This window comes from Streptomyces echinatus (genome assembly GCF_014203595.1).
Classification (GTDB): domain Bacteria; phylum Actinomycetota; class Actinomycetes; order Streptomycetales; family Streptomycetaceae; genus Streptomyces; species Streptomyces echinatus.
Map to the genome: position 1 here is coordinate 1 of NZ_JACHJK010000003.1, position 13,115 is coordinate 13,115.

Consider the following 13,115-nt stretch of genomic DNA (forward strand, 5'->3'; position numbering starts at 1 on the left):
CTCCTCCAGCCGGCCGGCCAGTTTCCGAAGCACCGGATCGACCTGGTTCGTCCGCCGACGGACCCCCTTTTGAGGAACGGCGGCGGGCGGCGTCTCCCTTGCTCCGGCGGCGTGCTGGTGGGCACGCACCGCCGTGGAGTCCACCGACACGTCCCAGTCAATCCGGCCGACGGCGTCCTGGGCAGCCTGCACCTTCGACAGCAGCATCTGCCAGGTCCCGTCCGCCGACCAGCGGCGATGACGCTTATAGACCGTCTCCCACGGCCCGAACCGCTCCGGCAGATCCCGCCACTGCACCCCAGTACGAACCCGGTAGAGCACTCCGTTGATCACCCGGCGGTGATCGCTCCACCGGCCCCCACGCGCACCACCACGAGGTAAGAACGACTCCAGCCGATCCCACTCCGCATTCGTCAGGTCACCACGTCCCATGCAGCCAGCCTGCCCCCAACGCCCCACTCACGCAGGGAGATCCGAGAAACAGCGCCTAGATCAACGGGCGCAAGCGGCACCTGCTCACCGACACGCTCGGACTCCTGCTGGCCGTGCTGGTCACGCCGGCCTCCACGACCGACCGGGACGCCGCCCGCGTTCTGCTGCCCGCGGCGAAGGAGCACTTTCGGAGGCTGGCGCACCTCTGGGCCGACGACGGCTACACCGGCCACCTCATTGACTGGACCACCCAGAACCTCGGACTCGTTCTCGACATCGTCCGCCGCAGCGACGACGTCCAAGGTTTTCAGGTTCTGCCCCGCCGCTGGATCGTCGAGAGATCCTTCGCCTGGCTCCTGCGCAGCCGGCGCCTGGTCCGTGACTTCGAACGGCGCACCGACACCAGCGAGGCCGTCATCCTGTGGTCGATGACCATGCTCATGAGCCGCCGCCTGGCCGCCCAGCGCCGGCAGCGTCCTGCTCCGGCGCGGGCAGCGTGAACCTGCCCGGTCTCTCCTCGACCAGCCAGCCCCGTTCCACGAGCCGTTTCAGCCGGGCCCTCGCGCCCTCGACCCGGGAGGCGGAAGCACTGTCCCAGCCCAGCACCACCGCTGCCCGCCGGGCACCGAGCCCGTCGGCTGCCGCCTGCGCAGCGGCGGCCATCAACGCCTGGTAGTCCACCGACAGCACCTCGGTTCCGGCCGCGGCCTGGCGGTGAGGCACCGCCCGGCGCGGACCCACCGGCTTCCTCTGCGACACGACGGCCTCGGCGGACGCCTCCTCCTCGGCCAGCGCTTCCAGATATTGCTCCAGGCCGATCACCCGGCGCCTGAGCACCTCTTCCGCCTCCACCAGAGCCGCCCGCACTTGCTCCAGCTCGGCTTCGAGATCCTCCACCCGCACCGCCGCGGCCTTCCGCCGCGCTTCCAACACCGCCCGCATCGACGGCATCCGCCACCCCCACGACACCTCGGTCAGCAACGGACCGAGACTTCCGTGCCAGCCGCCATCTCATGCCGGACCAGCGGAAACCGCACGTGAGGTTCGGAAAGAGAACGACCTCTTAGGCAGCCAATTTGGCGCGAGCCTCGAAGATCATGGCCCAAGATCGTGGCACTAACGGGCAGGCTCACAAACCTGCCCGATCCGCTGGCTAGCGGAATGGGCCATGATCACTCGCGCCAAATCAGCTCCAGCCCAAAGCAGCTCCACCGACCTACTCGCCTTCAGCGGGCGGCTTATCCAGCCACGGATAGTCGATATCTCACCGCTAGATTTATCTACCGAGATGGCCAAAGAATTGGGACAATCGGCCGATGTGCATCGTGCATAGTTGAGTTAGGTACGAGTGATTGGGCTCTAGCGGCCGCAAATTTTGGTGACCTACAGAAAAGTCCGAGTACCCAACACCTGCCGCGATCTCTACCGAGTGTTCATCGAGCCTCTCCGTCGCCTTTCGAGCGTCGCGAGCCAGCACCTCAAGATAGCGAGGCAGGAACGAATCGTGTATTACGTCGAAGTAGTGCACAGATCACCGCCGCCCTCGAACGGCGCGCACTCCTGCCCAACGCATGCGATGATTACACCGTAATGATGCAGCTCAGGTCGGGTGATGCGCCTTCGGCGACTGCCCCAGTCTGTAGTTGACCCGTTTCAAGACCGGGCCCCAGCGTGCTCGGACATTGGGGCCTCCTGGCAGGTACCAGGGTACCCGGACCGGACTCACACCGGCAAGCGACGACGGGCTTACGACGAAAGATCACCTGCACGAGGTCACCTCCCATCTGCTGGGCGCATGAATGATCAGAGTTAGTGCCGAGGCGATGGATAGTTCTCGGACAAGAGTGGATCAACAGCGGCAACCTCCGCCAGTCGCCGACAGTGCCGGGCACACTCGGGACCATCGAGTCCAGAAGTACTCAAAGGCTGTACTTGGCCGCCAAATATTGCTCGGGAGTTCAGCAGAGCCACAAGCATTGAACGAACGGGACAAGCGAGACCGACTTGGAGGAGCGACAGATGTCATCCGAGTTCGTTCGTTATACCCCTGAGATCGAGACCATCGATCCCCATCTCGACGAGCTGCTGGCACAGATCATCGATTTCTGGGAGAAAAAGGGCCGTGCATCGCCGAGTACCGAGGGCACCGGGCGGGCCGTCCGCGGCGCGCACGCGAAGTCATTCGGCCTGGTCAAGGCAGAAGTCGAGATCTTGGCTGATGTGCCGGCGGCGTATGCGCAGGGCATCTATGCCAAGCCGGGCCGCCACGGCGCACTGATTCGCTTCTCCAGCACGTCCACCCACCTGGGCACGGACGCACAACTCGGACCCGGCCTTGGCTTCGCGATCAAAATATTCGATATCGACGGACCAAAACTCGTCGAAGACGAGCCGGACTCGACCACCTTCGATCTCGTGCTCAAAAATAATCCCATCTTCATCAGCAATACGGCGAAACACTACCTGTTCATCGAGGACATCGCGAACAACGCGCAGGACTACCTGACGCGCGGCAAGGCGGGTCTCCACGAGCTGCTGGCGGAAGTGCTCACGGGCAAGGGCCAGCTGGAGCAGCAAGAGTGGGCATGGGACGAGCTATTCGCGATCGTGAGACTGGTAACGCAGACGCATGTGCGCAATCCGCTGCTCACCACGTTCTGGAGCATGGGCGCGGTACGTCATGGGGACTACATCGCCAAGATACGTGTCGCGCCGGCCGCGGAGAGCGCCACGCACGTGATCCATCGTGATCTTGACCTCACGATTGGCCCGGACGTGTTTTATCCGACGCTGGCGGACGAGCTACAGGCGAGACCATTCGATTTCGATCTTCAGGTCCAGCTGTGCACGGACCTCACGGCGATGCCAGTGAACGTCCTGACCGTGGAATGGCCCGAAAAGTTGTCTCCCTTTGTCACCGTGGGACGCGTGCATCTACCGCGCCAGGACATCTCGGGACCTGAGAACTTCGAGAAGGGTGACGCGCTCGCGTTCAATCAGTGGCGTGTCACGTCCGCTCACCGCCCGCTGGGCGAAATCATGAACGTGCGACGGATCTACACGGCGTCGGCCAAGGTCCGCCGGACGCTCAACCACCAGCCGCAAGCCGAGCCGACCAGTGCCGATTCGGTGTTGCCGTGATCAGAGGCCCACGGGCCCGGCTCGGGCGGTAACCACCCGGTCCGCGGCGCATCCGTGGGTCGTGTGGCCATTATCCGGGCGCAGGAATCGAACCGGATCGAAAGGACAGGACGGCTATGACAATGCAAGAAGGGACAGCGACCGCACCGGAACCCGATCAGGCCGTGGAGCAGAAGATCCAGAAGCTGCGAGAGCTCTACGCCGACGCGCCGGAGGTGGGAAAGCAGGCGTTGGAGAACGTACTCCGAAAAGACGCGACGTCGTTTGTGGGGAAGCCGCGAACGCGGATGGAATCCGCTGGCCGGGTCGGCAGCCGTCAGGGCAGGGTCTCGGAGCTCACCCTGATCGCTCCGTTCGTGGAAGGTGGAGCGGAGCGACTGCGCGCCTTCCTGCAGCTGCGGGACGGAAACTTCGATGACACAGACAGGGTTGGCACCGTCCACGATATGCGCTTCGTATTCCTTGACAGCGACACGAAGCTGCTCTTCTGCACCGCCTACGACGATGAGTGGGACCCCTACATCGACGACTTCGCAACGAAGATCCCGGACGAACTGGATCTGTTTATGTGCAATTGCGTGGGATGGCCGGGAACGCGCAGCCCGTCGGTGAAGGACTGGATCGCGAAGTACCAGATCCCGGCCGATGGCTGGTACGTCGCGAATCCAGATCTGACGGTGGCGGAGACCAAGCGGCTGAACCGCGTCGGCCACGCGCTGGAAGAATTCCTGGACAAGATCAGCGACTAGTCCAGCCACCCGGTCAGTCTGCGGGGTGCGGCCGCGCCACCCCGCAGACTGTCCCCGTGAGCCGGCTCGCCTCGGTTTCTTGTGGGGAGAACGCCATGCCGCTCGTCGATCGCCTCGGAGGCGACCTTCCGCGCACCCCCGTCACCGTAGAGCTCGACGACATCCAGGCGACGGTGCTGCGCTATCGGCCCGAGCCCTACTACGGCACGCACGTCATGCTCCACGTGGAGGATGCCCAGGCCGGCCGCGAATTCGTGCAGCGACTGACACCCTATGTCGACTCTGCCGCCGACTGGTGGGAGGCCGGCGACGCCTGGACCTCAATCGCCATCAGCTCCACCGGGCTGGTGGCTCTAGGCCTGCCAGAGGATTCGCTCCGGTCCTTCCCCGAAGCATTCCGCGTGGGGATGGCCGCACGCGCCGACAAGCTCCGGGACTACGGACCAAACGACCCGACGAACTGGGAAAGGCCCTTCGGCACCGGGGAGATCCACATCGCGGTCAGCATCTTCAGCGACACGGAAGACAAGTGGCGCCGCGCGATGGAGACCGCGGGCCAGCAGTATCAGGGGTTCTCCGGCGTCACCGTAATGCTGATGCAGGACTTCGGCGCCCAGCCAGGCGACCTCAATCCGCTGGGCTACAAAGATTCGATCGGCCAGCCGGCCATCGAGGGCTGCGGCGTCGACTCGTTGCCCGGCCAGGGACCACCGATCAAGGCCGGCGAATTCATCCTCGGCTACCCCGGCGAGGCCGGCGTGCCGCTGCCGATGCCCCGCCCGGACGTGCTGGGCCGCAACGGCACCTTCGTCGGGCTGCGCAACTACCAGGCCCGCGTCGGGACGTTCAACCGGTTCCTGCGCGAGCATGCGCCGACCGAGCAGGAGCGGGAACTGCTCGCCGCGAAGCTGGTGGGCCGCTGGCGCAGCGGTGCGCCCTTGACGCTCGCCCCGACGCAGGACGACCCAGCGCTCGGCGCGGACGCGCGCCGGAACAACGACTTCACCTACGCCGCGGATCCGCACGGCCGGCAGGTGCCGCTCGGCTCACACATGCGGCGCATGAACCCGCGCGACACCAAGATGGCCCTACTCGCCGACGTGAACGTTCACCGGATCATCCGGCGCAGCACGACCTACGGGGCACCCTACGACCCTGACGCGACCTCGGAGCAGGACGACGAGGTAGCACGCGGCACCTACTTCATCTTCCTCAGCGCCAAGGCAATGGCCACGATGGAGTTCCTGCAGCAAGAGTGGATCAACAACGGCAACTTCATGGACCTGGGCGACGAACGCGATCCGAACGTCGGGCTGCAGGAGGACGGGGCGACGTTCACCATCCCGCAACATCCGGTCCGGCGCCGCATCCACGGCATCCAGACATTCAACGTGCTGCGCGGCGGCGAATACTTCTTCATGCCCTCCCTGTCCGCCTTGAGATGGATCGGGGAGCTCCGCCAATCCAGCGGCCAGGCTGATGAACGGGCCGAACCATCCTGAAAGCCGTCGCGACCCCCTGACGACTGCAAGCTTCACGAACCCCGAGTTGCACCGATCTGGCTCAGGACGCGGGGACCTGGCCCGCTGAGGACGGGAGGTGCCCGCGGTGGGCGAGGGTACGGCCGGCCCCGATGCCGGGAGCGGCGCTTCTGCTCGTGGCCTGACCATCAACAAGTTCGAGACCGATCCCACACACGCCTCTTGCCGTCCACGGCTCGTCCACCAGAAGCGACCGTGCTGATGTTGACTCAGGCGGATTCGAGCAGGTGCCGGCCGTCATGTGAGCGGACGTGCGGAGCGGTTGCGGTGTCCAGGGCATCGAGCACACGGACCGCGTAGGCCTCCCCCATCGCCCCCTCGACTTCCTCCGGGGTCAGCCATCTCACGGCGGTCGACTCGCTTGACGTGCGTTCTGCACCGGCGACCGGTCGACACAGGAAGACGAGAGCAACAACGCCACGGCTCATGTTCTTGTAGACCGCCGTGTGAGCGCCCTCCCTGGCCGTCCTCGGGCCGTCGAAGGACGCTCAGTCGCCGCACGTCACAGCGGATCGATGGCGACAGAGCAGAGAAGCAGCGTGGCTGAGGCCGGTGGGGGACCGGCGAGGCATACGCGCGCCTGAACGGTCAGCGCACCCGTCGTCGTGGCTGGCTGTCGTCGGCTGAGGCTCATTAGGGTGCTCCGCATGTCCGAAGAAGCCCCGGCCTGTCCTGAGTGCAGCCAGCCCATGCGGTTCGGCGGCTTCGTGCTCTGCAAGCGGGAGGACGATGGCCGGCGCGCCTGCCGGTCGCTCTCGGGGTGTGCCAGTCGGCATGTCTGGTGGCGCTGAGCCGACCCGCCGGACGAGGCTTTGGAGGCCTGCGCGGTGCCGGAGCTTTTCCGCTGACATCAACGAGCGTGGACGGCAGCGACACGCGGCAACCACGTCCGGCACCGTTGCCGGAGGCGAGTCCGGACCAAGGCGAGGAGATCGAACTCCTAAAGCGGTGTTCACTCTCCACATCGCCCAGTACAAGGGCGTGAAGCCGGCGGACTGGTCGAGGTGGAAGGCGGAGCCCGGAGTCGTCGGAGTCCAGCCCTCCCACAGGGCAAGCCGAACAGCCGCAGCCACATCAGACGGCAGTACAGGCTCAGCCTCGCGACCGATCCAGCTGCTCGGATGCGGCTGGTCGGTGGTGACCACAAAGGTCGTACCCGGAGTGTCCGCATGCTCGACCGCGAGAGTAGTTCGGCGACCACGCGGGCCAGACCGGTCGCCGCGATCTCGGTGCGGTCGTGGGCGAGCGAGGTCGCCGCCGCCTCGCGCATCGCCTCGGAGTGGGCGGGCGTACCCGGCTCGGCGATCTGGATGTACGGGTGGATCACCGGCAGAAGCTGCGAGAGGTTGCCGATGTCGGAGGAACCGGCGGGGCGTTCCGGACCGGCGGGCGCTATCTCCAGGCCCAGTGCGCGCACGGCCTGCCCGAACCGTTCGGCGAGCACGGTGCTGTCGCGACGCTCCGCGTAGAGCGGTCCGGTCTCTGACACCTCGGCCGCGGTTCCGGTGGCCAGCGCCGCTCCCTCGGCGGCCGCGTGGACCCGCTCGACCAGGGCCCCGGCCGATACGGCCGTACGGTCCCGTACGTACAACTCCACGGCGGCGTGGGCGGGAACGACGTTCGGGGCTTGCCCGCCGTCCGTGACGACGCCGTGCAGGCGTGCTGTCGGCGGGACGAACTGCCGCAGGGCGTCGAGGGCGGTGAGGAACAACTGGGCGGCGGCCAGTGCGCTGCGGCCCTCCCACGGTGATTTCGCGGCGTGCGCACTCACGCCGGTGAAGGCGACGCGCAGGTGCGCCGCGGCCAGCGAGTGCTGGGTGGTGACGGAGCGGTCGGCCGGGTGGAACATCATCGCCGCGTCCACGCCCTCGAACACCCCGGCCTCGGCCAGCCGGACCTTGCCGGCGCCGCCCATCTCCTCGCCGGGCGTGCCGATGACGGCGACCGTTCCCGGGTGCGACGGCAAGGCCCGTACGACGGCGATCGCGGCCGCGGCGCACCCGGCTGCGATGAGGTTGTGCCCGCAGCCGTGCCCGACGCCGGGCAGCGCGTCGTACTCCGCCAGGACGGTGACGTACGGGCCGGGCCGGCTGCCCTCGTGCACGGCCACGAACGCGGTGTCCATCCCGCCCACCGCCTCCGTCACGGCGAAGCCGGCTTCCGTGAGCCAGCGGGTCAGCGACTCCTGAGCGTGGAACTCGGAGAACTTCAGCTCCGGCCGCGCGTGGATCGCCAGGCTCACCGCCTCCATGCGGGGACGCAGCGCGGCGAGTTCAGCGGCCAGGGCCCCCAGCGGGGGCGGCGCGGTGGTGGGCATGTGGGCCTCCGTCGTACGGGTCGAGCACCGGAACGCACGGAATGAGCTGTCACGGTGTGCGTCGAGACTGCGGCAGCCGTCGCATCGTCGGCCCGCGATTACCGCGCCCCAGGTAACCCAGGCGGACTGCGCTCTCCGGACGAACAGGATGCCTCCGTAACGAAGTGAATCCAGGGGTGCCGGCCCGGGTCCTGCCGTTTGACTCGGGACGCCGAACGTTGTGGAGGGGGAGCATGGGCTCGGAACAGGGTCGACAGGCCTCCGTGCGGGATCGCGCGGAGGCACTCGGTCTCGGCGAGGAGCGAGGAAGTTATGCCGTCGCAGGGCTGTGGGGCGCCCTCGCACAGCTCGCACGGCGGTTCCTCGCAGGGGTGTTCGTCGCCTTGCTGGTCTGTCTGGTCGTCCTCTCGTCGGGATTCCAAAAGGGCGTCATCACGATGGGAGCCGTGATGCTCTCACTGTTCGGTCTCACGCTGGCCTGGCGCGGTCTCAGCGCCAGGTTCGGGCTCCGCAGGTGCTACCTCTACACGCGCGGTCTGGTGGTCACCAGCACCTTTGGCCGAGTGCGCCATGTGGTGGCATGGACAGAGGTGACCGAGCTGAAGTGGATGTCCAACCTGACGCTCCTCCTGGCTTTCCACCGATTCGAGATCGAACGGCGCGGTGCCGGGCGCGTGGCGTTCCTGGCCCTCGGCATCAAGCCTCAACTGGTGGATGCCCTGCAGACGCAGGCGGGAGCGAATGGTGTCCGCTGAGAGCGGACGGCGAAGCCGACGGCCCTTCCTCAAGTGACTGTCTTCGAAGCTCGGCCGTAGAGGAGCGGCTCGGTGACCACGCTGGGTGACGCTCGTTCGGCTGATGGTGTCGCCACCACCTTTGAAGGCCGTTGCGTGTGCAGGATTGAGGGCATGGCAGCCCACCTTCGGTGCGACGACGCCTGGCTCCTTGTTGGTGATCAGCAGATCGCCGTGAAGGTCGACCTGGGCCTGTTCCTCCCGGACACGGGGTTGTGGGGCGGCGTTCTGCACCATGTTCCGGAGCGGCTGGCGGGCGCGAGGAGAGACGCTGAGGCGCAGTTGCGTTTGCGGAACTGTCTCAGAAGGGGTGGCGGGATGAACCTGGTGGCATGGGTGCTCGGACCGGCGGAGTGTGAGGAGGGGCCACGACGGCCGGGCGCTGTATCAACGGCAGGTGCCGGCCTTGGAGTTCGGGCCGCGGCTGCCGTGGCGAGTGCGGGTCTGCTGGCGGCTGGGGCCCTGCACGCGGTGTGGGTGTTCTCCCCCTGGCCGCTGGACTCGCGGGCCGAGTACGCGGCCGCCGTGGTGGGGGTGGAGGAGTCGCAGCTGCCGTCCCGCCCGCTGACGCTGGCCGTCGCGGGTCTGCTGGGCGTGGCCTCCTGGCTCGTCGTCACCGGCGCCAGGCCGGCGAACCGTCTGGCTGCCTCGCGCCTGGTCCGGGGCGGGCTGTGGACGATCTGCGGTGTGCTGTCGATGCGCGGGCTGGGTGACCTGGTCGTCTCGGGCTTCGCCCTGGGCGAGGCGCCGGCCGAGTTCCGGCACTGGGACCTGCTGCTGTACTCCCCGCTGTGCATCGTCCTCGGCGGCTTGACCGGCTACGTGACAGCCCGGACCTGGAGCCGCCGCATCAGCCCTCGGAGCCAAGCCTGACCCACCCTGCCCGCCCTGAAGGGCCCGACAGGTCGAGGCGGATCAACAGGACACGCCCCAAGGCAGGAGGGCACAGTGAACCCGGAGAGGGAGAGCCGATCAGCGTTCACGTAACTGCGGACAGAGCCTTGAAAATCCTCACCCGTGCTTCTGTCTTTCCCCAGACATGCTCTTGTTCCCCACCTCGTGACGCCTGCGCGCAAAGACCATGCGTATCGGGCGGGGGCTGGTGAACGCGGCCGAGGCCCATGATCGAATCGTTTGCCAGGCCCAATCCCGAGCAGCATCAACGCCGAAGGAGGCCACAGCGTGTCCGCTCCCTGGGACGCCATAATGACCACTGGCATCGGCGCCGCCGCAACGTCACCGGCACCTGGTCGGCGCGGTCGTCGATCGCCGCAACCAGAATCAGCAGTGGCTGCGAGACACCCAGGCAGCGGCCTACGCGGCCTACCTCCGTGACTTCACCGCGATCGAGATCGAACTGCGGGAGGCATACCTCGACGGCCGTGGCTCCTTGATGCGGGCATCGACCTCCGCAGTCCACTTCGCGGCCGCCGGCCAAGAAGCCACCATGGACGCCGCGCGCCGCATCGCTGCTCTCACCCATGGTGACCGCGCGGCCTGGGAAGGAACCGCGATCTTCCACGAACTCATCCGCGTCACGTTCGAGGACACCGACCCCCTCACCGCGCTCCCGGACATCCTGGCTCATTCCACCCGACCACCGCAGCCGCTACGCCACCGTCCTCTTGCCCGACTGGCACCCCGATCAGGCAACCGAGTCCAGCGGTGCCGACTGGCCCTGTCTGGGCTCCGCCGTCTGGGCCCTGCGCACCACCACCAGCTTCGAAGACGCGATACGCGCGGCGATCGACCTCGGTGGCGACACGGACACCGTCGCCGCGGTGACCGGAGGCCTCGCGGGGGCGTATTACGGGCTGGACGCAATCCGCGCCCGCTGGACCCAGCCACTCCATGTCCCCCTCCCAGGCTTCGACGGACGGGTGGGGCGCCTGGTAGATCTGCTCCATCTTGCACGCCGCCTCGGAGGCTGAACCGGGTGCTGCTCCGCCCTCTCCACGAACTCTGGCCCTCAGCCCCAGTCACTTGACCCGTGGCTCCGCAAGGAGGACGACTCGATCGGCTTCGACATCGAATCCGAGCACCGGATCACCATAGGCACCCTCCGGATGCATCAACACCGGCTTACCCAACCGCCGCCCGATCTCCCGCAAGAAGCCGCAGAACACATCAAGTCGCTCCTGCCCCTGCAACTCGCGCAGATCAACGGCGCAGCGAGGCTTTCAGCGTCGCCTCCCCGTCGGCCTCCGGATCGGCGGGGTTGCCCGGGAAGACGTGGCGCTTGAGAACCCATCTCTGTACTCCCCCTGATCGGTTCCATCAGGGGTCATCTGGCGGGGGATGTCGTGATCAGGTCCATGCCTGGGTAGCGGCCGATGACGAAGCCCGCAGCTTCGTAGACCGGCTTTCCGGCCTCGCTGGCGTGCAGTTGGATGTAGTGGATGCCGGCTTCGTGGAGCCAGTCGGCCGACGTGATGCCGCAACAGGCCCTGGCGGACATGCCCGTCCTCATCGGTTCGACCGGCGGCACCGAGCGGCACTCTCTGGTACTCGAACATGCCCTGCGGCCAATGTTCTCGTACCTGCACGCGATCGTCTCGCCCCGGCCCGCCTACGCCGCGACCAGCGACTTCGTCACCCGGACAGGCGCCCTGGGAGAACGCATCACCGCTGCCGCCGCCGACTTCAGCCGCCTGCTGCGCGCGTGCGGACCTCGTGCACATCGCGAGATCGTCGACGAGGACCTCGCCTCCATGCAACGGCTGCTGGGAGAGACGTGACCGACGCGTCTGCGCTGCGACCTCCGGCTTGCGCTTCGCGCGGGTTGCCGGCTGTTGTCGTGCCACCGATGCCCACCGCGCCGCGCCCGTCCTCTGCATTGACGTCTGGGTGGGGGGAGCACGTGGCCCGGGGCTGTCATCCGGGGCGGGCTGGGTCAGTGCTTGTGTGCGTGGTCCAGGTCGCTGAGCAGCCTTTCCAGGTCTGTCATGAGTGAGCCGTAGACGTGCCATGCGCCTGGTTTGGTGAGTCGTCCCAGGCCGATCATGTCGGTGATGGCATGGTGCCAGGTGAGGGTCTCCTCGATCGCTGTCCGCAGCCGTTCGCGCGGGGAGGCGTCGGAGGTGTCTGCGATCAGGTGGGTTTCGACGGACCCCTGGACGGCCGCGGCGGCCAGGTGCAGGGCCTGGGAGTACCGGTCGAGGAACTGTTGCCCCAGATGGTGATCGGTGTGCCCGTCGTGGGCGCTGTCGGCCAGGGTGCGGGCGATTCCGCGGACCTGGATCGCTATGCCGCGCAGCACCTTGAACGCATCGCTCTTCGTGTGCGCCGTGTTCCTGCGGCGCGTGTGCGCGACGCAGCGCGTGTTCCAGCGCAGGCTCTCGTCGGCCTGCTGTATCTGCTGCTCCGCGTGCGTGAGCCGCTTGTCCAGGGCGCGGGCCTGGTGCAGCCAGCCGTAGCCCTTCGAGGAGAGCTGTCGCCGGGCGAGGCCGGATCCCATGTCGTGCAGCAGTGAACCCAGGGCATCGGCGAGGTCGCGCAGAGCGGAGTCGGACTCGTTCAGATACAGCGGAGGCAGCACCAGGGCGTTCACCGCGATGCCCGCGACCGCGCCGGTGAGCGTCTGCAGTACGGGGTAGAAGAGGTGGCCCATGGGATCGGTGGCGGTGGCGGTCAATGCGATCACCGCCGTGGAAGCGATCTGGAGACGGTCGTCGGCGGTGCGGCGGGGACCGGCCAGGACCGCGATGAGAGCGATGACCGTGACGGCGCCCGCGGTCGGTCCGAGAAGCCGCGCGGCCGCGAGGGCGATGATCAGACCGGCGATCCTCGCCCCTACGCTCTGCGCCGCTTTCCTCACCGACTCGTACACCGTGGAGGCATTGACCATGAGCACGGCTGTGGCGACGGCGAGGTAAGGCTGGTTCTGAGGTACCCACGGGGCGACGACTGCCCAGGTCAGCAGGGCCGCGATGACCGTCTTGACCCCGTGCACCACATGATCGGCGCGCTTGCCTTGGAACCGGCGGGCGAGGGCGCGTACCGGTGCGCTGACCGTCAGCGCCGTACGCTCCACAACGATGGTTGAATCTTGCACGATATCGATAGTGGCATCGTTTGCCCTTTTTGGCCGTGACGTCGACCACGGTCCAAAACCGGGGGTGGTAACCGCCGGGATTACGCC

At 67.1% G+C, this 13,115-nt stretch carries 12 protein-coding genes and 3 pseudogenes; 8 read left to right on the forward strand and 7 right to left on the reverse strand.

The features are described from left to right. On the reverse strand, window positions 1-432 hold a 432-nt coding region (locus FHS34_RS08610; protein WP_184962975.1), incomplete at its 3' end, for an IS5 family transposase. Between the two features lie 113 nt (window positions 433-545). Between FHS34_RS08610 and FHS34_RS08615 the strand changes: the two genes are divergently transcribed. After that, window positions 546-932 (forward strand): transposase, encoded by a 387-nt coding sequence (locus FHS34_RS08615; RefSeq protein WP_308288267.1) that lies wholly within the window; start codon window positions 546-548, stop codon window positions 930-932. Here the strand turns inward: FHS34_RS08615 and FHS34_RS08620 are convergent. Continuing rightward, window positions 871-1,374: a hypothetical protein gene (locus FHS34_RS08620; protein ID WP_184964187.1), complete on the reverse strand. Its 504-nt coding sequence runs from the start codon at window positions 1,372-1,374 to the stop codon at window positions 871-873. The two genes, FHS34_RS08615 and FHS34_RS08620, sit on opposite strands and share 62 nt — an antisense overlap. 1,077 nt (window positions 1,375-2,451) lie before the next feature. Between FHS34_RS08620 and FHS34_RS08625 the strand changes: the two genes are divergently transcribed. The 3 genes from FHS34_RS08625 to FHS34_RS08635 all read left to right on the forward strand — a co-directional run bounded on the left by FHS34_RS08625 (window position 2,452) and on the right by FHS34_RS08635 (window position 5,824). Further along, entirely contained in the window at window positions 2,452-3,573 is a 1,122-nt protein-coding gene (locus FHS34_RS08625; RefSeq protein WP_184962977.1) for a catalase family protein, read from the forward strand. Window positions 3,574-3,737: 164 nt separating this feature from the next. Continuing rightward, window positions 3,738-4,322: a hypothetical protein gene (locus FHS34_RS08630; RefSeq protein WP_221508748.1), complete on the forward strand. Its 585-nt coding sequence runs from the start codon at window positions 3,738-3,740 to the stop codon at window positions 4,320-4,322. 56 nt (window positions 4,323-4,378) lie between these two features. Next, window positions 4,379-5,824: a Dyp-type peroxidase gene (locus FHS34_RS08635; RefSeq protein ID WP_225817290.1), complete on the forward strand. Its 1,446-nt coding sequence runs from the start codon at window positions 4,379-4,381 to the stop codon at window positions 5,822-5,824. Between the two features lie 248 nt (window positions 5,825-6,072). Here the strand turns inward: FHS34_RS08635 and FHS34_RS42340 are convergent. Together FHS34_RS42340 and FHS34_RS08645 are read right to left on the reverse strand one after the other, a co-directional pair. Next, window positions 6,073-6,309: pseudogene (locus tag FHS34_RS42340) on the reverse strand (DNA mismatch repair protein MutT); the annotation flags it as partial. A 506-nt stretch (window positions 6,310-6,815) separates the two neighbouring features. Next, window positions 6,816-8,180 (reverse strand): amidohydrolase, encoded by a 1,365-nt coding sequence (locus FHS34_RS08645; protein WP_225817291.1) that lies wholly within the window; start codon window positions 8,178-8,180, stop codon window positions 6,816-6,818. A gap of 233 nt (window positions 8,181-8,413) precedes the next feature. Between FHS34_RS08645 and FHS34_RS08650 the strand changes: the two genes are divergently transcribed. The 3 genes and pseudogenes from FHS34_RS08650 to FHS34_RS08660 form a co-directional block, all read left to right on the forward strand. Continuing rightward, window positions 8,414-8,935 carry a hypothetical protein gene (locus FHS34_RS08650; RefSeq protein WP_184962982.1) on the forward strand — a complete coding sequence of 174 codons (522 nt, stop codon included), beginning with the start codon at window positions 8,414-8,416 and terminating at the stop codon, window positions 8,933-8,935. 468 nt (window positions 8,936-9,403) lie between these two features. Further along, a complete protein-coding gene (locus FHS34_RS08655; protein WP_184962984.1) occupies window positions 9,404-9,847 on the forward strand; it encodes a DUF3995 domain-containing protein in 444 nt (147 codons plus the stop codon). A 505-nt stretch (window positions 9,848-10,352) separates the two neighbouring features. Beyond that, window positions 10,353-10,905: pseudogene (locus FHS34_RS08660) on the forward strand (ADP-ribosylglycohydrolase family protein); the annotation flags it as partial. Window positions 10,906-10,953: 48 nt separating this feature from the next. Here FHS34_RS08660 and FHS34_RS42345 read toward each other — a convergent pair. Together FHS34_RS42345 and FHS34_RS08665 are read right to left on the reverse strand one after the other, a co-directional pair. Further along, window positions 10,954-11,139 (reverse strand): annotated as a pseudogene (locus FHS34_RS42345) (hypothetical protein); the annotation flags it as partial. A gap of 119 nt (window positions 11,140-11,258) precedes the next feature. Continuing rightward, on the reverse strand, window positions 11,259-11,432 hold the full coding sequence (locus FHS34_RS08665) for a hypothetical protein (protein WP_184964349.1): 174 nt from the start codon (window positions 11,430-11,432) through the stop codon (window positions 11,259-11,261). Here FHS34_RS08665 and FHS34_RS08670 point away from each other — a divergent pair. Further along, entirely contained in the window at window positions 11,431-11,712 is a 282-nt protein-coding gene (locus tag FHS34_RS08670) for an NADPH-dependent FMN reductase family protein (protein ID WP_245002174.1), read from the forward strand. The two genes, FHS34_RS08665 and FHS34_RS08670, sit on opposite strands and share 2 nt — an antisense overlap. A gap of 155 nt (window positions 11,713-11,867) precedes the next feature. Here the strand turns inward: FHS34_RS08670 and FHS34_RS08675 are convergent, their stop codons facing one another. Beyond that, window positions 11,868-13,028 (reverse strand): FUSC family protein, encoded by a 1,161-nt coding sequence (locus FHS34_RS08675; RefSeq protein WP_184962988.1) that lies wholly within the window; start codon window positions 13,026-13,028, stop codon window positions 11,868-11,870. Between the last annotated feature and the right edge of the window lie 87 nt (window positions 13,029-13,115).